Origin of the sequence: Streptomyces sp. NPDC048142, from assembly GCF_043202835.1 — a bacterium.
Taxonomy (GTDB): Bacteria; Actinomycetota; Actinomycetes; order Streptomycetales; family Streptomycetaceae; genus Streptomyces.
The window spans coordinates 161409-184212 of sequence record NZ_JBIDBC010000005.1 but is presented as its reverse complement, the minus strand read 5'-3'; the positions used below and the strand labels follow the sequence as shown (position 1 = coordinate 184212).

General features: G+C 73.0%; 21 protein-coding genes and 6 tRNA genes. 18 read left to right on the top strand and 9 right to left on the bottom strand.

The features are described 5' to 3' along the window. The first annotated feature begins 327 nt into the window (after positions 1-327). The 8 genes from ACGF2Y_RS09545 (at position 328) to ACGF2Y_RS09510 (ending at position 11701) form a co-directional block, all read left to right on the top strand. On the top strand, positions 328-1440 hold the full coding sequence (locus ACGF2Y_RS09545) for a methionine ABC transporter ATP-binding protein (protein WP_392944576.1): 1113 nt from the start codon (positions 328-330) through the stop codon (positions 1438-1440). Beyond that, positions 1437-2108, top strand: a complete 672-nt coding sequence (locus ACGF2Y_RS09540; protein ID WP_392944574.1) for a methionine ABC transporter permease — start codon at positions 1437-1439, stop codon at positions 2106-2108. Before ACGF2Y_RS09545 ends, ACGF2Y_RS09540 begins: the two co-directional genes overlap by 4 nt. Before the next feature lie 84 nt (positions 2109-2192). Beyond that, positions 2193-3062, top strand: a complete 870-nt coding sequence (locus ACGF2Y_RS09535) for a MetQ/NlpA family ABC transporter substrate-binding protein (RefSeq protein ID WP_392944572.1) — start codon at positions 2193-2195, stop codon at positions 3060-3062. A 102-nt stretch (positions 3063-3164) separates the two neighbouring features. Beyond that, positions 3165-3851, top strand: coding sequence for a GNAT family N-acetyltransferase (locus ACGF2Y_RS09530; protein ID WP_392944570.1), 687 nt, complete (start codon positions 3165-3167; stop codon positions 3849-3851). 109 nt (positions 3852-3960) lie between these two features. Further along, on the top strand, positions 3961-5199 hold the full coding sequence (gene cbiE / locus ACGF2Y_RS09525; protein ID WP_392944568.1) for a precorrin-6y C5,15-methyltransferase (decarboxylating) subunit CbiE: 1239 nt from the start codon (positions 3961-3963) through the stop codon (positions 5197-5199). A 333-nt stretch (positions 5200-5532) separates the two neighbouring features. Further along, positions 5533-9255, top strand: coding sequence for a nicotinate-nucleotide--dimethylbenzimidazole phosphoribosyltransferase (cobT, locus tag ACGF2Y_RS09520; protein WP_392944566.1), 3723 nt, complete (start codon positions 5533-5535; stop codon positions 9253-9255). Positions 9256-9529: 274 nt separating this feature from the next. Continuing rightward, entirely contained in the window at positions 9530-10813 is a 1284-nt protein-coding gene (gene cobA / locus ACGF2Y_RS09515; RefSeq protein ID WP_392944564.1) for a uroporphyrinogen-III C-methyltransferase, read from the top strand. A gap of 69 nt (positions 10814-10882) precedes the next feature. Continuing rightward, a complete protein-coding gene (locus ACGF2Y_RS09510; RefSeq protein WP_392944562.1) occupies positions 10883-11701 on the top strand; it encodes a TrmH family RNA methyltransferase in 819 nt (272 codons plus the stop codon). 28 nt (positions 11702-11729) lie between these two features. On the opposite strand, the gene ACGF2Y_RS09505 is transcribed toward ACGF2Y_RS09510, so the two are convergent. Beyond that, the gene (locus ACGF2Y_RS09505; protein WP_392944560.1) at positions 11730-13085 is read right to left on the bottom strand and encodes a protein kinase; all 1356 of its coding nucleotides are present in this window, start codon (positions 13083-13085) and stop codon (positions 11730-11732) included. Between the two features lie 645 nt (positions 13086-13730). On the opposite strand from ACGF2Y_RS09505, the gene ACGF2Y_RS09500 reads away from it, so the two are divergent. The 3 genes from ACGF2Y_RS09500 (at position 13731) to ACGF2Y_RS09490 (ending at position 15677) form a co-directional block, all read left to right on the top strand. Continuing rightward, a complete protein-coding gene (locus tag ACGF2Y_RS09500) occupies positions 13731-13937 on the top strand; it encodes a hypothetical protein (protein WP_392944558.1) in 207 nt (68 codons plus the stop codon). Between the two features lie 337 nt (positions 13938-14274). Continuing rightward, entirely contained in the window at positions 14275-15285 is a 1011-nt protein-coding gene (locus ACGF2Y_RS09495) for a phosphotransferase family protein (RefSeq protein ID WP_392944556.1), read from the top strand. A gap of 65 nt (positions 15286-15350) precedes the next feature. Further along, the gene (locus ACGF2Y_RS09490; RefSeq protein WP_392944554.1) at positions 15351-15677 is read left to right on the top strand and encodes a zf-TFIIB domain-containing protein; all 327 of its coding nucleotides are present in this window, start codon (positions 15351-15353) and stop codon (positions 15675-15677) included. Positions 15678-15780: 103 nt separating this feature from the next. Here the strand turns inward: ACGF2Y_RS09490 and ACGF2Y_RS09485 are convergent. From ACGF2Y_RS09485 to ACGF2Y_RS09465, 5 genes are all read right to left on the bottom strand, one after another. Then, positions 15781-15855 (bottom strand) — tRNA-Val (locus tag ACGF2Y_RS09485). A 23-nt stretch (positions 15856-15878) separates the two neighbouring features. Then, positions 15879-15950 (bottom strand) — tRNA-Val (locus ACGF2Y_RS09480). A gap of 36 nt (positions 15951-15986) precedes the next feature. Beyond that, positions 15987-16058 (bottom strand) — tRNA-Val (locus ACGF2Y_RS09475). 1 nt (position 16059) lies between these two features. Beyond that, a tRNA-Cys gene (locus tag ACGF2Y_RS09470) sits at positions 16060-16133 on the bottom strand. Positions 16134-16171: 38 nt separating this feature from the next. After that, positions 16172-16244 (bottom strand) — tRNA-Gly (locus ACGF2Y_RS09465). A 145-nt stretch (positions 16245-16389) separates the two neighbouring features. Here ACGF2Y_RS09465 and ACGF2Y_RS09460 point away from each other — a divergent pair. From ACGF2Y_RS09460 to ACGF2Y_RS09450, 3 genes are read left to right on the top strand one after another with little or no spacing between them, the layout of a single operon-like run. Beyond that, complete coding sequence (locus tag ACGF2Y_RS09460) at positions 16390-17448, top strand: chorismate-binding protein (protein WP_392944552.1); 1059 nt, start codon at positions 16390-16392, stop codon at positions 17446-17448. Beyond that, positions 17445-18266 carry an aminotransferase class IV gene (locus ACGF2Y_RS09455; protein ID WP_392944550.1) on the top strand — a complete coding sequence of 274 codons (822 nt, stop codon included), beginning with the start codon at positions 17445-17447 and terminating at the stop codon, positions 18264-18266. The genes ACGF2Y_RS09460 and ACGF2Y_RS09455 overlap by 4 nt, the downstream gene beginning before the upstream one ends. A 60-nt stretch (positions 18267-18326) precedes the next feature. Then, positions 18327-19163 (top strand): GNAT family N-acetyltransferase, encoded by an 837-nt coding sequence (locus tag ACGF2Y_RS09450; protein WP_392944548.1) that lies wholly within the window; start codon positions 18327-18329, stop codon positions 19161-19163. A gap of 22 nt (positions 19164-19185) precedes the next feature. On the opposite strand, the gene ACGF2Y_RS09445 is transcribed toward ACGF2Y_RS09450, so the two are convergent. Further along, positions 19186-19704: a DsbA family protein gene (locus ACGF2Y_RS09445; RefSeq protein ID WP_392944546.1), complete on the bottom strand. Its 519-nt coding sequence runs from the start codon at positions 19702-19704 to the stop codon at positions 19186-19188. Positions 19705-19870: 166 nt separating this feature from the next. On the opposite strand from ACGF2Y_RS09445, the gene ACGF2Y_RS09440 reads away from it, so the two are divergent. Both ACGF2Y_RS09440 and ACGF2Y_RS09435 read left to right on the top strand, forming a co-directional pair. After that, positions 19871-20362, top strand: coding sequence for a hypothetical protein (locus ACGF2Y_RS09440; RefSeq protein ID WP_392944544.1), 492 nt, complete (start codon positions 19871-19873; stop codon positions 20360-20362). A 155-nt stretch (positions 20363-20517) separates the two neighbouring features. Further along, entirely contained in the window at positions 20518-20673 is a 156-nt protein-coding gene (locus ACGF2Y_RS09435; RefSeq protein ID WP_392944542.1) for a hypothetical protein, read from the top strand. 33 nt (positions 20674-20706) lie between these two features. On the opposite strand, the gene ACGF2Y_RS09430 is transcribed toward ACGF2Y_RS09435, so the two are convergent. Together ACGF2Y_RS09430 and ACGF2Y_RS09425 are read right to left on the bottom strand one after the other, a co-directional pair. Continuing rightward, positions 20707-21303 carry a CGNR zinc finger domain-containing protein gene (locus ACGF2Y_RS09430; protein ID WP_392944540.1) on the bottom strand — a complete coding sequence of 199 codons (597 nt, stop codon included), beginning with the start codon at positions 21301-21303 and terminating at the stop codon, positions 20707-20709. 273 nt (positions 21304-21576) lie between these two features. Next, the gene (locus ACGF2Y_RS09425) at positions 21577-21990 is read right to left on the bottom strand and encodes an SsgA family sporulation/cell division regulator (protein WP_003959770.1); all 414 of its coding nucleotides are present in this window, start codon (positions 21988-21990) and stop codon (positions 21577-21579) included. A gap of 190 nt (positions 21991-22180) precedes the next feature. On the opposite strand from ACGF2Y_RS09425, the gene ACGF2Y_RS09420 reads away from it, so the two are divergent. Together ACGF2Y_RS09420 and ACGF2Y_RS09415 are read left to right on the top strand one after the other, a co-directional pair. Further along, complete coding sequence (locus ACGF2Y_RS09420; protein WP_392944539.1) at positions 22181-22636, top strand: TIGR02611 family protein; 456 nt, start codon at positions 22181-22183, stop codon at positions 22634-22636. Positions 22637-22691: 55 nt separating this feature from the next. Next, a tRNA-Val gene (locus ACGF2Y_RS09415) sits at positions 22692-22763 on the top strand. Positions 22764-22804: the final 41 nt, after the last annotated feature.

Below are 22804 nucleotides of genomic sequence, written 5' to 3'. Positions count from 1 at the left end.
GCGTTACGTCTGTTTTACTTGGCCCATGACCACGACGAGCAGCCGCACCCTTGCGACCGAGGCGATCAGCACGCCCGGTGCTCGTTGTATGTGTCGAATGCGCGCCTTCTGAGGGCCCCCGCCTGAGCCTCGCGCCCCGAAGCGAGACCGAGCCTGCCGCCGTCCGCACCCTGCGGAACGAGCGCGCCCGCGCATGTGCTGCCCCCCGGCCGACCGCCGCGTACAGCCATGCCGAGACCCCGGCCGAACAGCCCGAACAGTCTCTTCAGACGAATGCCCCGTGCCCGGCGGACACCGCGCCGCGCACTCGACAGTGACGGAAACCCTGTGATCACCACGACGGGCCTCACGAAGGTCTACCAGTCGCGCGACCGTGAGGTCACCGCACTCGACGGCGTCGACCTGCACGTCCGCGAAGGCGAGGTGTACGGCGTCATCGGACAGAGCGGCGCCGGAAAATCCTCCCTCATCCGCTGCGTCAACCTCCTGGAACGCCCCACCTCCGGCACCGTGACGGTGGCCGGAGCGGACCTCACCGCCCTCGCCGGCCGCGGCCGGCGGGCGAGTGCGGAGCTGCGCCGGGCACGTACCCGCATCGGCATGGTCTTCCAGCACTTCAACCTGCTGGACTCCCGCACCGTCCTGGACAACGTGGAACTCCCGCTGGAGATCCTCGGCGTCTCCGGCCAGGAACGCACCCGTAAGGCCAAGGACCTCCTGGACCTGGTCGGCCTCGCCGACAGGGCGAAGTCCTACCCCGGTCAGCTCTCCGGCGGCCAGAAGCAGCGCGTGGGCATAGCCCGCGCCCTGGCGGGCGACCCCCGGGTGCTGCTCTCGGACGAGGCGACCTCCGCGCTCGACCCCGAGACCACCCGCTCCATCCTCCAGCTGCTGCGCGACCTCAACCAGCAGCTCGGCCTGACCGTCCTGCTCATCACGCACGAGATGGACGTCGTCAAGACCATCTGCGACTCCGCCGCCCTCATGCGGCGCGGCCGGATCGTCGAGTCCGGGACCGTCGGCGAACTCCTCGCCACCCCCGGCTCCGAACTGGCCCACGAGCTGTTCCCGGTCGGCGGGACCGCCTCCGGCCCGGACCGTACGGTCGTCGACGTCACCTTCCGGGGGGAGTCGGCCTCCCAGCCGGTCATCTCCCAGCTCTCCCGTACGTACAACATCGACATCTCGATCCTCGGCGCCGCGATGGACACCGTCGGCGGCAAGCAGATCGGCCGGATGCGCATCGAGCTGCCCGGCCGCTTCGAGGAGAACGTCGTCCCCATCGGCTTCCTGCGCGAACAGGGCCTCCAGGCCGAGGTCGTCGACGACGAGACCGCCCCGCAGCCCCCCGCCGCGACCGACCCGACCGCCGCCGACGACGCCGATGTCGTCGTACCGGCACAGACGCCCGCCCCGCTCACCAAGGAGGCCGTCAAGTGACCTGGTCCGAAATGCAGCCGCTGCTCACCCAGGGCACCGTCGACACCCTCTACATGGTGCTGTGGTCCGCGCTCGTCACCGTCGCCGGCGGACTGCCCCTCGGCGTCCTGCTGGTCCTCACCGACAAGGGCGGACTGCTGCGGAACACCGTGGTGAACAAGGTCATCGGCGTGATCGTGAACATCGGCCGCTCGCTGCCGTTCATCATCCTGCTGATCGCCCTGATCCCCTTCACCACCTGGATCGTCGGCACCTTCATCGGCCCCACCGCGATGATCGTGCCGCTCGCCGTCGGCGCCATCCCGTTCTTCGCCCGGCTCGTCGAGACGGCGATCCGCGAGGTCGACCACGGGCTCGTCGAAGCGGTGCAGTCGATGGGCGGATCGATCCCCACGATCGTCCGCAAGGTGCTCCTCCCGCAGGCCCTGCCCTCGCTCGTCTCGGGTGTCACCACCACCCTCATCGTGCTCATCGGCTACTCCGCGATGGCCGGTGCGGTCGGCGGCGAAGGGCTCGGCTCCAAGGCCGTCACCTACGGATTCCAGCGCTTCGACAACCGGTTCATGCTGATCACCGTCGCGCTGCTGATCGTCATCGTCACCGTGATCCAGCTGATCGGCGACCTCACGGTCCGGCTGCTGGCCCGCCGCGGCCGCACCGCCTCCTGAGGCCACCGCCCCCGGACTTTCCTCCCCACCGAGCCCGAACTCCTTGTCCGGGCGCACCACCACCACAAGAAAGAGGCACTTTTCGTGCGCAAGAACATCAAGATCACCGCAGCTGTCGCTTCCGCCGCCGCCCTCGCCCTGGGCCTCGGCGCCTGCGGTACGGACTCCGACCCGGCCTCCGCCAAGAGCGGGACCGGCGCGAACGCCGACACCTCCAAGGCCCTGGTCGTCGCCGCGTCCCCGACCCCGCACGCCGACATCCTGAACTTCGTCAAGAAGAACCTGGCGGCGAAGGAGGGCCTCAAGCTGGAGGTCAAGGAGTTCACGGACTACGTCCTGCCGAACACCGCCACCCAGAACGGCCAGGTCGACGCCAACTTCTTCCAGCACAAGCCCTACCTGGACGACTTCAACGCGAAGCAGAAGACCACCATCGTGCCCGTCGCCGACGTGCACCTGGAGCCGCTCGGCCTCTACTCCAAGACGGTCGAGGACCTCAAGGACATCAAGGCCGGCCAGACCATCGCCGTCCCCAACGACACCACCAACGGCGGCCGCGCCCTCCAGCTGCTCGCCGAGAACGGCCTGATCACCCTCAAGGACGGCGTCGGCACCAGCGCCAAGCTGAGCGACATCACCGACCGGAAGGGCCTGGAGTTCAAGGAGCTGGAGGCCGCAACCGTGCCCCGCGCCCTGGACGACGTGGACGCCGCCGTCATCAACGGCAACTACGCCATCGAGGCCGAGCTGAAGCCCGGCCAGGACTCCCTCGCCCTGGAGAAGGCCGAGGGCAACCCGTACGCCAACTTCCTGGCGGTCAAGGACGGCAACGAGAAGGACCCGCGCGTCGAGAAGCTCGCGAAGCTCCTCAACTCCGACGAGGTCAAGAAGTTCATCGAGGACACCTACCAGGGCTCGATCGTCCCGGCCTTCGGCGCCCCCGCCAAGTCCTGACCCCCGCCCGGCACTTGCCGACGGAGCCCCGCACTTCCCTCCCCGGAGGCGCGGGGCTCCGTCGTGCCGACCCGCCCATGCACAAGGCGGACCCGATGCTGCATGCTGTGCTTTTACCCGGTCCTCGGCATGGAGCTGCGCATGACTACCACCTTTCCGTCCATCTCCATCAGCACGGACAGGTTGGTGATGCGCCCCTTCGAGATGGCCGACATCCCCGCGTACACCGAGATGATGAACGACGAGACGGTCACCGCGTGGATGGACGGGCCGAACCCGTACACCCAGGTCGACGCCGAACGCTGGGTCCGCAGGATCGCTCCTGCCGAACGCACCTCGGGCCACGGCATCGCCCTCGCCGTCACCGAGTTCCTCACCCAGCGGCTCGTCGGCAGCGTCCGCCTCCTCAACACCGACTGGCGCACCCTGGCCACCGAGGTCCGCTACATCACCGCCCCCTGGGCCCGCGGCGAGGGGTACGCCACCGAGTCCGTGCTCGCCATAGCCGAATGGCTCTTCCGCGACCAGGGCTTCGAACGCATCGAGCTGCGCACCCCCGCCGACAACACCGCGTCCCAGCAGGTCGCCCAGAAGCTCGGCTGCATCAGCGAGGGCGTCCTGCGCAACGCCCGCGTCGCCCGCACCCGGACCGAGAACGGCACCGACGGCGGCTGGACCGACATCCGCACCGACCTGATCGTCTGGGGGCTCCTCCCCGAGGACCTCGAAGGTGTCGCCGAGCAGCTCGCCGACGCCGGCGGCTACGGCACGTACAACGACTGGAAGTAGAGCCCGCAGGCCCCCGAGGGGCCAGGGCCCCCACCGGGTACTCTCACCCCTGCCCCGCGCGCACGGGCACCCGCCCCGCTCCCTTTGACACCCCAGGAGACAGACGACGATGGCCGACCGGGTCACGGTGATCGGCTGGGACGGCTCGCCACTGACCAGAGCGGCCACGGCCGCGCTCTCGGCCGCCACGCTCGTCGCGGGCGCCGCCCACCACCTCGCCCTGCCGCAGGTGCCCCCGAACGCCGAACGCATCCGCCTCGGCAGTATCGACCTGGCCGCCCGCAGGATCGCCGGACACCGCGGCAGCGCCGTGGTCCTCGCCGACGGCGACCCCGGCTTCTTCGGCGTCGTCCGCACCCTGCGCGCCCGGGAACACGGCCTGGAGGTCGAGGTCGTCCCCGCCGTCTCCTCCGTCGCCACCGCCTTCGCCAGGGCCGGCATGCCCTGGGACGACGCCCAGGTCGTCGTCGCCCACCCCCGCACCCTGCGCCGCGCGGTCAACGTCTGCCGGGCCCACCACAAGGTCGCCGTCCTCACCTCACCGGGCGCCGGACCCGCCGAACTGGCCCTCCTCCTCGACGGCGTCCACCGCACCTTCGTGATCTGCGAGGAACTCGGCACCGACCGCGAGCGCGTCACCGTCCTCACCTCCGACAGGGCGGCCGACCACGCCTGGCGCGACCCCAACGTCGTCATCGCCATCGGCGGCGGCCCCGAGACCACCGCCGCCGGCGCCTGGATCGCCGGCCGCAGGCCCGCCTACCCGCAGGGGATACGGGGCTGGGCCCTGCCCGCCGAGGCCTACCGGGCCGCCGGGGCCGAGCGGACGCAGGAGCCCGGCGAGGGCGAGTTCCCCGGCCTGCGCGCCGCCCAGCTCGCCCGCCTCGGCCCCCGCACCGGCGACCTGCTCTGGGACATCGGCTCCGGCAGCGGCGCCCTGGCCGTCGAGGCGGCCCGCTTCGGCGCGGCCGTCCTGGCCGTCGACGCCGACCCGGCCGCCTGTGCCCGCACCGAGGCCGCCGCCCGCGCCTTCGGCGTCCCCGTCCAGGTCGTCCGCGGCCGCGCCCCGCACGTCCTGGAGCGGCTGCCCGAACCGGACGTCGTACGGATCGGCGGCGGGGGAGTGCCGGTGGCCATCGCGGTCGCCGACCGCCGCCCCGAACGCATCGTGACCCACGCCTCGACCCGGGACGAGGCCGAGGCCCTCGGTGCGGCGCTCACCGGGAACGGCTACACGGTCGCATGCGCACTGCTCCAGTCCGTCGACCTGGACACCACCGCCTGGACCGAGCGTGAGAGGTCGGTCGTGTTCCTGCTGTCCGCGCGCCGTTCGGACCTCGCCCCCTGACCCGTCCGGCCCGGTACGCGGGGTAGGCTGGCCGATTGTTGTACCGCGCCCGGACGTTCGTCGCTTCGTTCGTCAATGTCCGGAAAAGTGGACTGTTTTGGTCCGCACTGTGGTACGGCACAACCCGGGGGACGCGCAACGTGGCGCAGTCCACAGTGAGCCGTGGCAGAACTGCCTGTCGCGGCGGCGAACGGCCGCGAGAATAGGAAGCTCCGCGGGCGTCTCGTGCCGCACGGCGAGCCCGCTCGTTCTTGATGACGAGCACCGGCGTGCCGTGGTTCGGCGTCCCGGGCGAAGGGCCGAAGGAGCACTGACGATGGGCGAGGGGTACGCATGACTGACACCGGCCAGATCCCGGGCGAGGGACTGCCGGAGAACGCAGGCATGGTGGAGCAGCCGGGCATCCCCGCCCCGGACGCGCACACCTTCCTCGACCCCTCCGAGCACACCCCCGAGGACGACGACCTTCTGCTGATGCCGACCTCCCAGGGCGCCTGGAGCGACCCGCAGGCGGCCCCGGCCCCCGCGCAGGGCCAGCCGGCCGCTGCGGCGCGGCCCCTCGCGCCCGAGCCCGGCGGGCAGCAGCCCCAGCCGCAGGTTCTCGCGCAGCAGGGCCAGGCCGCCCCCGCCCCGGCGGAGCCGCACGGCACCCACGAGTCCGGTGGCCGCGACTCCGGCTCCGTGGACCTCAACGGCGTACGCGTCCCCGCGCCCGCACCGGTCGGCGCGCACGCGGCGGCCGCCCCCGCCCGCCGCCCCCTGCACCGGGGCCCCGCCTCCGCCGAGGCCCCGACGTACGGCGGTACGCAGGGGGGCGTCGTGCGCTCGCTGGCCGACCGCGGCCCCGCCGGAGCCACCCGGACCGCCGCCCCCGCACGCCACGCGGGCCCGACGACGGGCCCCGAGTACTTCGACGCTCCGTCCGATGGCCTCTCGACCCTGCCGGGCCCGCAGCTGGGCGAGATCCCGCCGCAGGCCGGCGCCCCGTGGGGGGCGCAGCCGCCGGAGCAGTTCGTCGCGGAGCCGGTGGCGGTGGCCGCCGAGGCGGCTCAGCAGCCGGAGCAGGCTGTCGAGGCCGGGCAGCCGGTGGCGGAGCAGCCGGTGACCGAGCAGCCGGTGGGCGAACAAGCGGTGGCGGAGCCTGCGGTGGCCGAGTCGCTGGTTGAGGAGCCTGCGGTGGCCGGAGCCGAGGCCGAGCAGGTGGTTCCGCAGGGTGAGCCGGCCGGGCCGGTTGCGGCGTCCGCCCCGGCGGTCGCGGTGGCCCCGGCGGTCGCGGTCGACCAGCCTGAGCACCCGAACCAGCCGGATCAGCCGGAGCACCCGAATCAGCCGGTGAGGTCCGCTGCTGTCGCGCAGCCCGAGGCCGAGCCCGCGCCCGCCCAGCAGCCCGCGCCCGCGCAGCAGGCTGAGCCCGCCCAGCAGGCCGTCCCGGCAGAAACGGTCGTTCCCGGACCGGCAGCCGTGGAGGTGTCTCCCGCCGCCCCGGCCGTCGTACCGGAGCCCGGTGCCGCCCAGCCGGAGATCCCGGCGGAGGCACCTGTTCAGCCCCCGGCCGATGAGGTGGCGGCCGCCCCCGATGCGCCGGTGGAGGTGGCGGTGGCGGTGCAGCACGGTGTGGCGGTGGCTCCGGAGCCCGAGGCGCAGGCCGTCGCGGTGCGAGCCGCTGCCCCCGAACCCCAGGACCCGGCACAGGTCCCGCCCGTCGCCGAGCCGGTGGTGCAGCCCGAGCAGGAGCAGCCTGTCGAGCCGGCCCCCGAGCCGGTCCCGGCCGCAGCGGTGACCGGGAACCCGGCAGCCGTCGCGGCTCCGGAGCCGGTCGCGGCGGAGCCCGTACATCCCGAGCCCGCCGCCGAGGAGCCCGCCGAGTCCGCTGAGCCCGTGGCGGCGGAAGCAAGGGGACCGGAGGGAGCGGACGCGCCGGAGCCGACGGCCCAGCAGCTCCCCGTAACGGAGCAGGAAGCCGCCCCGGCCCCGGCCCCCGAGCCCGCAGCGGCAACGGCGGCGGAAGTGGCAGAACCGGTAGAGGAAGCAGAAGCAGCAGAAGCAGCCCACGTGGTCGCGCCCGACGCCGAGGACGGCACCGGCCCCGAGGTCATCGAGACGCCGGAGCTTCCGGACCCGCTGGAGTCCGACCAGCAGCCACAGGCCGCCAACCAGCAGCCACAGGCCGAGGCACCGCAGCCACAGGCCGCCGCCCCGCAGACGCAGGCCGAGGCACCACAGGACACCGAGGCACCGCAGCCGATCGAGGCGCCGCAGAGCACCGATGCACCGCAGCAGGACGGGCCGGCACAGCAGCCCGAGGAGCCCGTCGAGGCGTTCACCCCGCCCGCCCCCGGCTACGACGACGCCGAACGGGAAGCGGTGCTCCGGGTCATGCGCGAGCGCCGGGACATCCGCAACGGCTTCCGCAGCGACCCGATTCCGCACGACGTCCTGCTCCGGGTGCTGGAGGCGGCGCACACCGCGCCGAGCGTCGGCCACTCGCAGCCGTGGGACTTCGTCGTCATCCGCTCGGCGGAGACGCGTCGCTCCATGCACGAACTGGCCCAGAGCCAGCGCGACGCCTACGCCAAGTCGCTGCCCAAGGGCCGGGCGAAGCAGTTCAAGGAACTGAAGATCGAGGCGATCCTCGACACCCCGGTCAACATCGTCGTGACCGCCGACCCCACCCGCGGCGGCCGCCACACCCTCGGCCGGCACACCCAGCCGCAGATGGCGCCGTACTCCTCGGCGCTCGCCGTCGAGAACCTGTGGCTCGCGGCCCGCGCCGAGGGCCTCGGCGTAGGCTGGGTCAGCTTCTTCGACGAGCGGGAGATGGTGCGGGCGCTGGGCCTGCCCGAGCACCTCGAAGTGGTGGCCTACCTCTGCGTCGGTTACGTCGACGAGTTCCCCGAGGAGCCCGAGCTCATGCAGGCGGGCTGGTCCAAGCGCCGCCCGCTGTCCTGGGTCGTCCACGAGGAGACGTACGGCCGGCGCGCGCTGCCCGGTGCCGAGCCGCACGACCTGCTCCAGGAGACGATCTCCGCGATCCGCCCGCTGGACGCGAAGGCGCTCGGCGAGGCGTGGGAACGCCAGAAGCGGATGACGAAGCCCGCCGGCGCGCTCGGCATGCTGGAGATCATCTCCGCCCAGCTGTCCGGGCTCTCCCGGATGTGCCCGCCGCCGATCCCGGAGCCCGCGGCGGTAGCGATCTTCGCCGGTGACCACGGGGTGCACGCCCAGGGCGTCACCGCCTGGCCGCAGGAGGTCACCGCCCAGATGGTGGCGAACTTCCTGGGCGGCGGAGCCGTCTGCAACGCGTTCGCGGCGCAGGTCGGTGCGGAGGTCTGCGTCGTGGACGTCGGCGTGGCCACGGACCTGCCCGCGACCCCCGGCCTGCTGCCCCGCAAGGTGCGGTCCGGAACGGCGGACTTCACCACGGGCCCCGCGCTCAGCCGCGAAGAGGTCCTCGCCGCGATCGAGGTCGGCATCGAGACCGCCCGCGATCTGGTGGCGGCGGGCAACAAGGCCCTGCTCAGCGGCGAGATGGGCATCGCCAACACCACCGCGTCGGCCGCGCTGATCTGCGTGTACACCGGGATCGATCCCTCCGAGGTGACCGGCCGGGGAACCGGCATCAACGACGAGATGCACGCCCGCAAGGTCGACGTCGTCCGCCGCGCCCTCGACCTGCACCGGCCGGACCCGGCCGACCCGATCGGCGTGCTCGCGGCGGTCGGCGGCCTGGAACACGCGGCGATGGCCGGCTTCCTCCTCGGCGGCGCCTCCCTGCGTACGCCGGTGATCCTGGACGGCGTGAGCGCGGGCGCGGCGGCCCTGGTCGCCCGCGCCATCGCCCCCGAGGCACTGGCCGCCTGCATCGCCGGCCACCGCAGCGCGGAGCCCGGCCACGTGGCCGCGCTCAACAAGCTGGGCCTGCGCCCGCTGGTCGACCTCGACCTCCGCCTGGGCGAGGGCACCGGCGCGCTGCTGGCGCTCCCGATCGTGCAGAGCGCGGCGCGCGCGATGCACGAGGTGGCGACGTTCGACTCGGCGGGTGTGACGGAGAAGTAGCCCCCGCCCAGCCTCTCCGGCCTCCGGCCTCCGGCCACGGCATTCCAGCCACTCCGGTGTCCGAGGAGCGGGGTCCGGGGGCGGAGCCCCGGTTTCGGGAAGGGGCGGGCAGGAGAGAGGCCCGCCGCAGGCACCCCCACCCCGGTCCAGGGCCCCACCCGCCCCCACCCCGTATCGTGTTCCCCACCCGGGAACCCCGCTTTCCGCACGTCACAGCCGCTCCACAGCCGCAGCGGCACGCAACGCAGCACCCGCACGAGGAGCCCGTACCGCCATGGCCGAGCACGCAGACCACGCCGACCACCCCGCGTACCCCGTCGGACTGCGCCTGCACGGCCGCCGCGTCGTCGTCGTCGGCGGCGGACAGGTCGCGCAGCGCAGGCTGCCGCAGCTCATCGCCACCGGGGCCGTCATCACGCTCGTCTCCCCGTCCGCGACGCCCTCCGTCGAGGCCATGGCGGACGCCGGGGAGATCCGCTGGGAGCGCCGCCGTTACCAGGACGGCGACCTCGCCGACACCTGGTACGCCCTGATCGCCTCCTCCGACACCACGGCCAACGACGCCGCGTCCGCCGAGGCCGAGCGCACCCGGACCTGGTGCGTCCGGGCCGACGACGCCGAGGCCGCGACCGCCTGGACCCCGGCCACCGGCCGCAGCGAGAACGTGACCGTCGCCGTCCTCACCACCACCTCCCAGGGCCGCGACCCCCGGCACTCCGCCGCCATCCGCGACGCCATCGTCGAAGGTCTGCGCGACGGCACCCTCGCCGCCCCGCACCACCGCACCCGCGCCCCCGGCGTCGCGCTCGTCGGCGGCGGCCCCGGCGACCCGGACCTGATCACGGTGCGCGGCCGCCGCCTCCTCGCCGAGGCCGACGTCGTCATCGCCGACCGCCTCGGCCCCCGCGACCTGCTCGACGAACTCCCGCCGCACGTCGAGGTGATCGACGCCGCGAAGATCCCGTACGGGCGGTTCATGGCCCAGGAGGCGATCAACCAGGCGCTGATCGAGCACGCCAAGGCGGGCAAGGCCGTGGTCCGGCTCAAGGGCGGCGACCCGTTCGTCTTCGGCCGCGGCATGGAAGAGGCCCAGGCGCTGGCCGCCGAGGGCATCCCCTGCACGGTCGTCCCCGGGATCTCCAGCACCATCTCCGTCCCCGGAGCGGCCGGAATCCCGGTCACCCACCGAGGCGTCGCCCACGAGTTCACCGTGGTCAGCGGCCATGTCGCCCCAGAGGACCCGCGCTCGCTGGTCGACTGGGAGGCTATCGCCCGGCTGCGCGGCACCCTCGTCCTGCTGATGGCCGTCGACAAGATCGGCGCCATCGCCGCCGCCCTGATCGCCCACGGCAAGGACCCGGCCACCCCGGTCGCCCTCGTCCAGGAGGGCACCACCGCCGCCCAGCGCCGGGTCGACGCGACCCTCGCGGACGTCGGCGAACGCGCGGTCGCCGAGGACGTGCGCCCGCCCGCCGTGATCGTCATCGGCGAGGTCGTCGCGGTCGGCCCGGACTCCGCACCGAAGTCCGGCCAGGACCGGCCGGGTGACCAGCGGTGAAGTAACCCGCGGTTACGTATCTCGATCCCAGGCGTTGGCACCACACACCGGACAAGGCAGTATCACCCTGTGGCAGACATCATCACCGTCGACGATCCCGACGACCCGCGCCTGAGCGACTACATCGGACTGACCGACGTCGAGCTGCGGCGACGGCGCGAGCCCGCCGAAGGCCTCTTCATCGCCGAGGGCGAGAAGGTGATCCGACGCGCCCGGCAGACCGGGTACGAGATGCGGTCCATGCTGCTCTCGGCCAAGTGGGTCGACGTCATGCGGGACGTCATCGACGAGGTCCCGGCCCCCGTGTACGCCGTCGCCCCGGATCTCGCCGAGCGCGTCACCGGCTACCACGTCCACCGGGGTGCGCTCGCCTCCATGCAGCGCAAGCCGCTACCCACCTCCGACGAACTGCTCACCACCGCACGCCGGGTGGTCGTCATGGAGTCGGTCAACGACCACACCAACATCGGTGCGATCTTCCGCAGCGCCGCCGCCCTCGGCATGGACGCCGTCCTGCTCTCCCCGGACTGCGCCGACCCGCTCTACCGGCGCTCCGTCAAGGTCTCCATGGGCGCGGTGTTCTCCGTTCCCTACGCCCGCCTCGAAGCCTGGCCCAAGGGGCTGGAGACGGTACGGGAGGCCGGCTTCCGGCTCCTCGCGCTGACCCCCGACGCCAAGGCCACCAGCATCGACGAGGCGGCCCCGCACCGACTGGAGCGGGTGGCGCTGATGCTCGGGGCCGAGGGTGAAGGGCTGACCACGAAGGCCCTGATGGCGGCCGACGAGTGGGTCCGCATCCCGATGGCGCACGGCGTCGACTCGCTGAACGTGGGCGCGGCGGCCGCCGTAGCGTTCTACGCGGTGGCCACCGGACGCCCGGAGAGCTGAGCACGCACAACCCCTGCCGGGCGCGACGTCAGGACGAAGGCGTCGGCCCCCGCACGGCCTGTACTCGCGCGGCCTGTGCTTGCGCCTGCGGCACCCGATTCGACTGATCGGTCCAGGCCCCGGTCCCGGTTTTCCCGCCCATCCCCCGCGCCGGCCCCTGGCAGCCCTGCGCCGCCGCGATGCCCAGCGCCACCAGCAGCGTCACCACGACGAACACCACCAACCGCTGGCGCAGCAGCCGCGGATTGGCCGGACGCCGCCCCGCCGAGGTCGTCCGGCCCCCGGAGCGGGTCCCGGGCCGGCCGTTCGTCCCGGCCGGGGCCCCCTGCCGCTTCCCACCCGAACGCGTCGTATGGCGCGCCGCCTGCTGCGGGCGCGAGCCCCCGGTGCGCGGCGGCGCCGGACGCGCGGGCGCGCCGCGCCTGCCCGGCTGGGGACGGGAGGCCGACGGACCCTCCGAACGGCGGGTGTGCTGCTCGGCGTACGGATCGGCCATCCGCCCGGTCGGCCGGTCGGCGTCCTGGACGGAGCGCTGCACGGGCGGCCGGCTCTCGTGCAGCCCCTGCGCCTCGCGCGCCGCGATCTCCTTGAGCCGCATGGACAGTTGCAGCGTGCTGGGCCGCTCCTCCGGGTCCTTCGCCAGACAGGCGCGCACCAGGGGGGCCAGCGCGTCGTGCACCTCGTGGAGCTGCGGCTCCTCGTGCACGACGCGGTACAGCATCACCTCGGAACTGCCGTGTCCGAAGGGGGAGTCGGCCATCGCCGCGTACGCCAGCGTCGCGCCGAGCGAGAAGACGTCCGTCGCGGGCGTCACCGCCGCGCCCCGGACCTGCTCGGGCGCGAGGAACCCGGGCGACCCCACCGCCGTACCGACATGGGTGAGCGTGCTCGCCCCGGTCGCCCAGGCGATGCCGAAGTCGATGATGCGGGGGCCCTTGGGGGAGAGGAGGATGTTCGACGGCTTCAGGTCGCGGTGGACCACCCCCGCCTCGTGCACCGCCACCAGCCCCTCGGAGAGCGCCGCCCCGATCGAGGCGACCTCGGCGGCGGCCAGGGGGCCCTCCTCGGCGACCTTGTCGTGCAGGGAGGGGCCGGGCACGTACTGCGTCGCGAACCACGGACGGTCCGCCTCCAGATCGGCGGCGACCAGCCGGGCCGTGCAGCCGCCCCGGATCCGCCGGGCCGCCGACACCTCGCGCGCGAACCGCGAACGGAACTCCTGATCCTCCGCCAGGTCGGGCCGGATCACCTTGAGCGCGACCCGCTGGCCACGCCGGTCGGAGCCGAGGTAGACGACGCCCATGCCGCCCGCGCCGAGCCGCCGGTGCAGCCGGAACGAGCCGACGAGACGCGGGTCCTCGCGCCGGAGCCGCATCATCGCCATCGTCTGCCCATCCCCGCTGCCTGGTCCGCCTGACGAGGCACAGCTTACGTACCCCGCGCCCGGCGTGCTCAGAGGCCGCGCCCTCGCCGGGGATTCGATTGTCCGTGCCGTACGGGGGAGGTGAAGAGGGGGCAGGGCGCGGCGGATCCGGGCCCATCGGCCGGCCGGACCGCTCAACGGGCCACCGGGCAAGGGGCATTGGATCGGTGCGGGAACGCCGGGACGCGGTCGTCGCGCGGGGCGTGACCACCGTCCCGGCCCACGGGGTGACGGTGTCCCGGGCGGCCCCCCGGCACCGGGGCGGCCGCCCGGCGGGGGCGGTGGGCGTGAGTGAAGTCACCCACCGGGCGCCCTCGTGAGGCCGAGGGGCACGTACCGGCGCACGCACCGGGCACGTACCCGAGGCACGTACCGGACCGGCCCCCGACGCCCCCTCGGGGATGACCCCAACCTCCGATGGTCCGTCTCCACCCAGGGGAGTACGCCGATCGACGACGGCTCATCCTCCGGGAGGCCCGGGATTCGGTACGCGGGCATGACGCCCTGTGCTCGCCGCTTACCTAATGTTGAGATCAAGCGGCGGGCGCAGCACTCGTCCCCCGAGGTCACACGCCCGCCGCCCCACATCAGGTCAGGAGAGGAACCATGTCGGACACGGCGACGCGGACGATGGTCCGTATGCAGGGACGCAAGGCGTACGCCGCGTTCGGCGGCCGTTCGTCCGGCACGCGCCACCCCTTGGTGGCGACGGTGATGGTCCTTCCCCTGGCGGCCCTGCTCGCGGTCGTCTTCGGCGGCTGGGACGCGGTGGTCACCCATGCGTCGTCCGTGGCGGTGATGCTGGGGCGCTGAGCGGCGCCCGGGGTCCGGAAGAGCGGTCCGGACCCGCGGCATCCGGCCAACAGCCCCGTGGGGACGGGGGTGCGGCGGACGGCAGCGTTTGTCCGGTCAGCTGGGGAGCTGACCGGGCATCGCGCTGTCCGGGCCCATGCGCTTCCCGTGCGGGCCCATGCGCATCCCCGGTCGGGCCACGCCTTTCCCGTCCGGGCCTGTGCGTTTCCCCGGTCCGGCCCCATGCGTTTCCCGTGCGGGTCGGCGCACAGCACCGGCGCCGGCCGGACCGGCTCGCGCGTTACGCTCCCGGTGGGACCGGTGCCACGGCCGGGCCGACCGCCGCCCGGGGGAGCCGTTGACCACCACCGAGACCTCAGTCGTCCATGACCTGGGCGCCCTCGCACACCGCCTCTCCCACCCCACCAGGACGCGTTGCGTGTGCGAGCCGCCGCAGGTCCTCGCGGACCGGCCCGACGGCACGGTGGTCCGCAGCGGCGCGATCGTGGCGAAGGCGCACGCCGCCGACACCGACCGTGCGGCACTGGCGGCCCGTACCGCCCTGGCAGCCGCCCCGCAGCTCACCGGGATCCTGCTCCCGCCGCTGGCCGCTCCCGAGCGACCGGAGCCCTCGGACGCCCCCCAGCGGCCAGAGCCCTGCGAGCAGCCCCCGCCCGCCGCCGCCCGCCCCGTCACGCTCTGGCCGTTCGGCGCGCCCGTCGACCCCACCGACCCCGAGGCGGCTCCCTGGGCCGAGGCCGCCGTACTGCTCGCCCGCCTCCACCGGACCGAGCCCCCGTTCCGGCTCCCGCCGACGCGGGGACCGGCCAAGGCGGCGCGGGCCGTCGCCCGGATGCGCGCCGCCCTTCCCGGCGACCCGGCCGTCCTGCCCGTGCTGGCCGGCTGGCACGCCCTGCCCGCCTGGGCCAGGGGCGAGGCCCCGGCGCCCGCACGGAGGGCCGGCTTCCTGTGCCACGGGGACCTGCACCTGGGCCAGCTCGTCCGCCATCCCGCGCCGGACGGGCCCTGGCTGCTCATCGACGTGGACGACGCGGGGACGGGCGATCCGGCGTGGGACCTCGCCCGGCCCGCAGCCTGGTACGCGGCCGGGCTCCTGGCTCCCGAGGACTGGTCCGCCTTCCTGGACGCCTACCGGTCCGCCGAGGGGCCCGCGGTGCCCGCCGCCGGGGACCCCTGGACCGAACTGGACGTCCCGGCCCGCGCGCTGACGGTGCAGACGGCGGCCCTCGCCCTGGCCAAGTGCGCCGCGGAGAAGCGGGATCCGGACGAGCTCGAACAGCTGATGATCGAATCCTGTGCCCGAATCGCTACGCTGCCGCCCGAGTCGGCGGTCGGCCAGGCGTCGTAGGGTGAACGGACCGTGGCCGGGCAGACCTTGCGGCGACGGCACAACGAGGGCGAGGAGCCGAGCCGATGATGCAGTGTCCGAAGTGTCACGCGCAGATGAACACCTACAACCGCAACGGCGTCCAGATCGAGCAGTGCAACGGCTGCCGGGGGATATTCCTCGACTACGGCGAGCTGGAGTCGCTGACCCGCCTGGAGTCCCAGTGGTCCCAGCAGGCTCCGCCCGCGCCCCCCGCCCCCGGGGGCTACCCGGCCGCTCCCGCCCCGCAGGCATACCCGGCCGCTCCCGCCGCCCACGCCCCCGCCTGGGGCGCGCCGCAGCACGGCGGGCACGGTGGGCACTACGGCCACCACCGTCAGAAGGGCTTCGGTCGGATGCTGTTCTCGTCCTGAGCGTTCCTTCGTGGTCCGGCCGGCCCCGCGCCGCCGGACCACGAAGGGGGCGGCCCGCACGACGAAAGAACCCCCGGCCGTGGAGACGACCGGGGGTTCTCGATGGTGCGCGATACTGGGATTGAACCAGTGACCTCTTCCGTGTCAGGGAAGCGCTCTCCCGCTGAGCTAATCGCGCGGGATGACCCTGCGTGTACTGCGTGCGCGATACTGGGATTGAACCAGTGACCTCTTCCGTGTCAGGGAAGCGCTCTCCCGCTGAGCTAATCGCGCGGGGATCCTTGCGGACCGATGATCCTTACGGACCAGTGGACGATACTGGGATTGAACCAGTGACCTCTTCCGTGTCAGGGAAGCGCTCTCCCGCTGAGCTAATCGTCCTTGGAGGTGGAGACGGGATTTGAACCCGTGTAGACGGCTTTGCAGGCCGTTGCCTCGCCTCTCGGCCACTCCACCAGGGATGGGGGCTCGGGAAGAATCCCCCACCTTCTGCGAGCGGACGACCAGGTTCGAACTGGCGACCTCAACCTTGGCAAGGTTGCGCTCTACCAACTGAGCTACGTCCGCTTGTCTTTCCCGGCCCGCTTGCGCGTCCCGGCGACGTGTTGAACTCTAGCGGATTCCTGGGCCAGTACAAAAACGCGTTTGTGCAGCGTGCTGCGGTGACCTCGCCCCGACGCAGGTCACCGCACACCGTCCTAGACTCATTCGCGTGTCCGATCTCGCCCCCTTGGCCCGCTTCGACGGCCTCATCGCCTCCGGTCTGCAGGATGTGACCCACGATCCCGCAGCCCTTGACTCGTCCGGTTTCTGGGCGGTATGCGCCGATTTCGAAGGCCGCATCGTCTGCGCCCGCTTCTCCGACGTACGCAAGGAGGCGGTGCCCCCTCCCGTACCCGGAGCCTGGCGTGGGCCCGCCACCGGGGACTGGGCCTCCTCGCTGGACCGTGACGCCTACACGGCGGGCGTACGGCGGATTCGTGAACACATCGCGGCGGGCGACGTCTACCAGGCCAACCTCTGCCGGGTGCTGTCCGCGCCGCTCCCCGGCGGCGGGTCAGGGGCCGACGTCGACGCCCTGACCTCCCTGCTCGCCCGCGGCAACCCGGCCCCGTACGCGGGAACGATCCGGTTGCCCGGCCATGGCGTGGAGGTCGCCACCGCCTCCCCGGAACTCTTCCTGCGGCGCGACGGGCGGATCGTGGAGTCCGGGCCGATCAAGGGCACCGGCCGGACCGAGAACGATCTGCTGGCGAAGGACCACGCCGAGAACGTGATGATCGTGGACCTGGTCCGCAACGACCTGGGCCGGGTCTGCGCCACCGGGAGCGTGAGCGTGCCCGATCTCTGCGTGGTGGAGAAGCACCCGGGCCTCGTCCACCTCGTCTCCACCGTCCGGGGCCGGCTGGCCGACGGAGCGGGCTGGCCCGAGCTGTTCTCGGCCGCCTTCCCGCCCGGTTCGGTCACCGGCGCGCCGAAGTCCAGCGCGCTGCGGATCATCGCCGAGCTGGAGAGGGCCCCGCGCGGGCCGTACTGCGGTGCGATCGGCTGGGTCGACGCCGACCGGGGCACCGCCTCGCTCGCGGTGGGCATACGGACGTTCTGGATCGACCGGACCGGCCCCGCGCCGCTGCTGCGGTTCGGCACCGGCGCCGGGATCACCTGGGGATCCGACCCGGAGCGCGAATGGGACGAGACCGAGCTCAAGGCCTCCCGGCTGCTCGCTGTAGCGTCGGGTGCGTATCCGGAGACAGGAAGGACCGCGATATGAGGATCTGGGTCAACGGCGGACTGCGCAGCGCAGACGACGCCCGGCTGTCGGTGCTCGACCACGGGCTGACCGTGGGCGACGGCGTCTTCGAGACGGTGCGTACGAGCGAGGGGCGCCCCTTCGCCCTGACCCGGCACCTCGACCGCCTCACCCGGTCCGCCCGGGGCCTGGGCCTGCCCGACCCGGACCACGACGAGGTCCGTCGCGCCGCCGCCGCGGTCATCGACGCCAACCCCGTCGCCCTGGGACGCCTGCGGATCACTTACACCGGCGGGCTGTCCCCGCTCGGCTCGGACCGGGGCACCGCCGGGCCGAGCCTCGTCGTCGCCCTCGACGGGGTGCGCCGCCGCCCGGACAGCACGGCGGTCATCACCGTCCCCTGGACGCGCAACGAACGCGGCGCGCTCACCGGCCTGAAGACCACCTCGTACGCCGAGAACGTCGTCGCCCTGGCACGGGCGCGGGAGCGGGGCGCGTCCGAGGCGCTGTTCCCCAACACCGCCGGCCGCCTCTGCGAAGGCACCGGCTCCAATGTGTTCGTCGTCCTGGACGGCCGTATCCACACTCCGCCGCCGGCCTCCGGCGCTCTCGCCGGGATCACCCGCGCGCTGGCCGTGGAGTGGACCGGGGCCGAGGAGACCGACCTCCCGATGGACGTCCTCGCCGAGGCCGACGAGGTGTTCCTGACCTCGACCCTCCGCGACATCCAGGCGGTGCACCGGGTCGACGACCGCGAGCTGGCACCGGAGCCGGGACCGGTGACGGCGAAGGCCATGCGGATCTTCGCCGAGCGCGCCGCCGACGACCTCGACCCGTAACGGGCCCGACGGCGCCGAAAAGCGCGTGACGGGGCGTCGCGCAGGGGATACAAACCCTTGATGACCACGACACTCCGGCCGTCCGGGCCGCTTCAGCAAGGCGCCGACGGGGCGCGGGCCCGCCACTACGACGTGTGCGACAACGGGCGGCCCGTCGGCACCGTCGCGATCAGCACCGACGACGCCTTCGGTGCGACCGCCGGGGTGCTGAGCTCCCTCGGCGTCGACGAGGACCGGCGCCGACGCGGCCGGGGCACCATCGCCGTGCTCGCCGCCGAGGAGGTGCTGCGGGGATGGGGCTGCACCCGGGTACGGGTGGAGGTCCCCGCCGACAACGACCCCGCCCGGCGCCTCGCGGCCGCCCTCGGCTACACCGAACGCAGCCGCAACATGATCAAGAACCTCGCCCCGGACCCCGTACCGCTCCCCGATGGCCGCACCTCGCGCGCGATGCGCGAGGAGGAGTTCGCCGCCTGGCGGCAGGACGCGGTGCGGTCGTACGCGCAGGACTGGGCCGACCGCGGAGTGCCGCCCGAGCAGGCCCGGCGCAAGTCCGAGACCGACCACGCCACCCTCCTGCCGGACGGACCGGCGACCGAGGGGGTGCGCTTCGAGGTGCTGGTGCACGCGGGCGAGGTGGTCGGCCATGTGTGGGTGGCCCGGCGGGAACTGCCGCCGGGCGGCCCGGCCGGGTATGTCTTCGACGTCGAGGTGCGCGAGGAACACCGGGGCCGGGGCCACGGCCGGGCCCTGATGCTGCTCGCCGAGGACGTCACCCGCGCCTGGGGCACGGACCGGCTCGGCCTGCACGTCTTCGCCTCCAACACCCCGGCCCTGCGGTTGTACGAGTCCCTCGGCTACACGACGACGCGGTACAACCTGGCCAAGGCGTTGTAGCGGCTTCCCGGCCGCTTCGGGGCTACCGGTCGCGCGCGGCCAGGGTCCGGTCGACGATCTCCTCGATCCGCTCGCGCAGCCCGTCCTGGCTCTTGCCGCCGTCCAGCCGCTCGTCGCCGATCACATAGGTGGGCGTGCCGGTGACGCCGATCGCCTTGCCCTCCGCCTGGTCGGCGTCGACGATCAGCAGATGCCGGCCGTCGATCAGCGCCGTGTCGAACTCCTCGGCGTCCAGGCCCAGTTCGCGTGCCACGTCCAGGAGCAGCGGCTCACCCGTGCGGCCGAGGCCGGCGGTGCGGGACAGCAGGGCCTCGATGTACGGCCAGCCCTTGCCCTGGTCCGTCGCCTCCTCGGCGGCCTGGGCCGCGGCGTAGGCGTGCTTGTGCTTCTCCAGCGGGAAGTGCCGCAGCCGGATCTCGACGCGGTCCCCGTACCGGGCGCGCAGGGCGTGCACATCGTCGAGGGCTCGGTGGCAGTCGGGACATTCGAGATCGCACCAGAGGTCGAGGACGAGAGGTGCCGCGGGGGTGGATTCGCTCATGCGGCCATTCTTTCAGGCCGGGCAGGCTCCTCCCCATCGGGACCGGGACACCCCCTGGGGAGGAGCCGGGCCCTGAAATGTCCCTGAGGTGGACCGCCGCCGTGGCCCCGGGGGCGGTCGCCGGTGCAGGATGGAAGGGACGTACCCCCTGCGCCTGGAGGCCCTGATGCTTGCCGAGACCATCTGTTCCGCGGTGTCGGCGGCCGGCCTGGGCATCGCCGCGGTGACCGCGTACCGCAAGCGGTTCCTCGCGGCGACGCGGATCGCCGCCTACTCCCTCGTCCCGGTCGGGCTCGTGCTGACCGGGGTCGTCGAGTGGGTCGCCGGGATCGCCTTCAGTCCGAGCGTCTGGCTCGGCTTCGGGGTGCTGGGCCTGTCCTGGCTGCTGTTCATGACCACCCGCGCCATCGAGCGCCGCAGCGGCACCACCCGCGCGGAACGCAAGGCCGCGCGGGCTGCCGGGCGGAACGAGGCGGTCGCCCCGGCCGCCTCCGCCCCCTCGCTCGGCGCCGGCGATGCGGCCGGACCGGCTTCGGCGGCCGCGAAGCCCCAGCCCCAGTCCCAGCCGAAGCCGAAGCCGAAGAAGAAGCAGGAGGCCGCCGCGCCCGGCGAGGACTTCAGCGACATCGAGGCGATCCTCAAGAAGCACGGCATCTGAGACGGCCGCCCCCGGCGCTCGGGCCGCCGGTCCGAATGCCTGACGGCGACTCGTACGCCGGAGCGATTACTGATGGCCACGGGACGGTGAACTCCCGGGGGAATGGCATCGGTTGATCGCCAACCCGGCCGCGGGTGCGTCATGATCACTCCGAGATGGTGGACACTTCCCGGGGCGATACCCCCGCACCCCCCGCCGAAGAGCCCCGCGGCTGTCTCTTCGCGCTCTCCCAGCCGCCCCTGATGATCTTCCTGGCGGTGATCGGGGGCCTGCTGCTGATGGCCGCCCTGCATGATCTCTTCGTGCTGTGACGCCGCGCGCCCCCGTGCGGGGCGGCGCGGGCGTCAGCCTGCGGCTTCCTTGCGCCGGGCCCGGTACGCCGCGACGTGGAGCCGGTTTCCGCACGTACGGCTGGAGCAGTAGCGGCGGGAGCGGTTGCGCGACAGGTCGACGAACGCGTGCCCGCAGCCCGGGGCCTCGCAGCGCCGCAGCCGCTCCTGCTCGCCCGCCACGAGGATGAAGGCCAGCGCCATGCCGCAGTCGGCCGCGAGATGGTCGGCGACCGAGGCGTCCGGGGCGAAGTAGTGCACGTGCCAGTCGTAGCCGTCGTGGTCGGTGAGCTGCGGGGTGGTCCCAGCCGCCGCGACGAGCCGGTTGACCAGGTCGGCGGCGGTGCGGGGGTCGGGCGCCGCGAAGACCTCGGCGAACCGGGCCCGTACGTCGCGCACGGCGGTCAGGTCCTTCTCGCCGAGTGTGCCGACCCCGCTGATGAGATGCCGTTCCGCGAAGGCGTACAGCGCGGCGATATCGGCGAGACCGTCCTTCGAGCCGCCCATGAGCCCGTCCGCGGGGTCGTCCCGCGGCGGCTCGCTCTCCGGTGCGGTGTTCACCAGATCGACCACCGTGTCGAGGGCGATCCGGGTGTCGTGGGGGATCAGCACGCTTCGCTCCCTGGCCTCCCGGCGGGCGGGCGCCTGCCGATGGCGGCTGACTCTACTGGCTCGGCCCGCCGGTGCCAGGCCCCGGTGCGGACCCGCCGGGGAGGGGAAGCAACCCCTCCGGCTCCCGGGAGGAGGGCGGCGCCCAGGGGTGAGCGCACCGGCGCCGTCGTCACGGTGGATGCCGCGACGACGGCGCCGGTGTCTGCCCTATGCGGTTGTCAGCACGACGTCGTCGCCCCGAGTCGGACGGCGTCGAGCGGCTCTCTGCCTGGCTCAGCTCTCGGCCAGGATGTGGGAGAGCTCCGTGTCGAGATCGAAGTGACGATGCTCGGTGCCGGGCGGAACCGCGGCGTCGGTCCTCTTCAGGAACGACTCCAGGGCCCGCGCCGGAGCTTCGAGCAGGGCTTCTCCCTCCGGGGAACTCAGGGCGATGCATACGACGCCTTGACCGTGACTACGAGATGGCCAGACGCGGACGTCTCCGGTGCCGGTGGGCCGGTGCAGCCCCTCGGCAAGGAGGTCACGGGCGAATACCCATTCGACCGTCTCCTCCGCTCCGGTGTGGAAGGTGGCGTGCACGGCATAGGGATCGGCCGTGTCATACCGCAGGCCCGCGGGTACAGGCAGTGAGGACTCGCTCGACACAACGAGGCGCAGGTGCAGCTCGCAGCTGACCGTGGTGTTCATAAGCGCCAGGGCCTTTCGCTCAGTGTGCGCTCGGGGATTCGCACGTCGGCGAAATCGACATGCCACCTACGGTGGCGTTGTAAACCCCTCTGACCTATTTGTGATGCTTCGAGCCCCCCGCCCGGCGGCGTGTAACTTTGAGTCATGCACCCATTCCGGTGACGAAGACAGGTCGGGTAAGTTGAGCCTCATGAACGCGGAGAGTGACGAGCGGAGCGAGGTCGCCGAGCAGGCGGCCCCGGCATCCGCCACGGGGGAATCGGACCGGGCGGAACGCGAGCTGGGCTCGCGGGCGCCGGGGTTCATCAAGGCATCGAAACCGCTGCACCTGAGCTGGCAGGTCGGCGTCTTCATCGTCGGCCTCGGCGTCGTGATCGCGGGCGTGCTCATGCTGGTGCTGCCCGGCCCCGGCTGGCTGGTGATCTTCGGCGGCATGGCGATCTGGGCGACCGAGTTCGTCTGGGCCCAGCTGGTGCTGCGCTGGACCAAGCGCAAGGTCACCGAGGCCGCGCAGCGGGCCCTCGATCCCAAGGTCCGGCGGCGCAACATCATCCTCACCACCGTGGGGCTCGTGATCATGGCGGTGCTGGTCGGGATCTACGTCTGGAAGTTCGGGCTCGCCATGCCGTGGAAGATCAGCGAGTAGTCCGGGGACGGTCCAGGAGCACCGCTGACATGGGGTAATGTTTGCGGTGCGCCCGGGGCGATTAGCTCAGTGGGAGAGCGCTTCGTTCACACCGAAGAGGTCACTGGTTCGAACCCAGTATCGCCCACCCGGACAGAGGGCCCGGGAGACGGAATCCGTCTCCCGGGC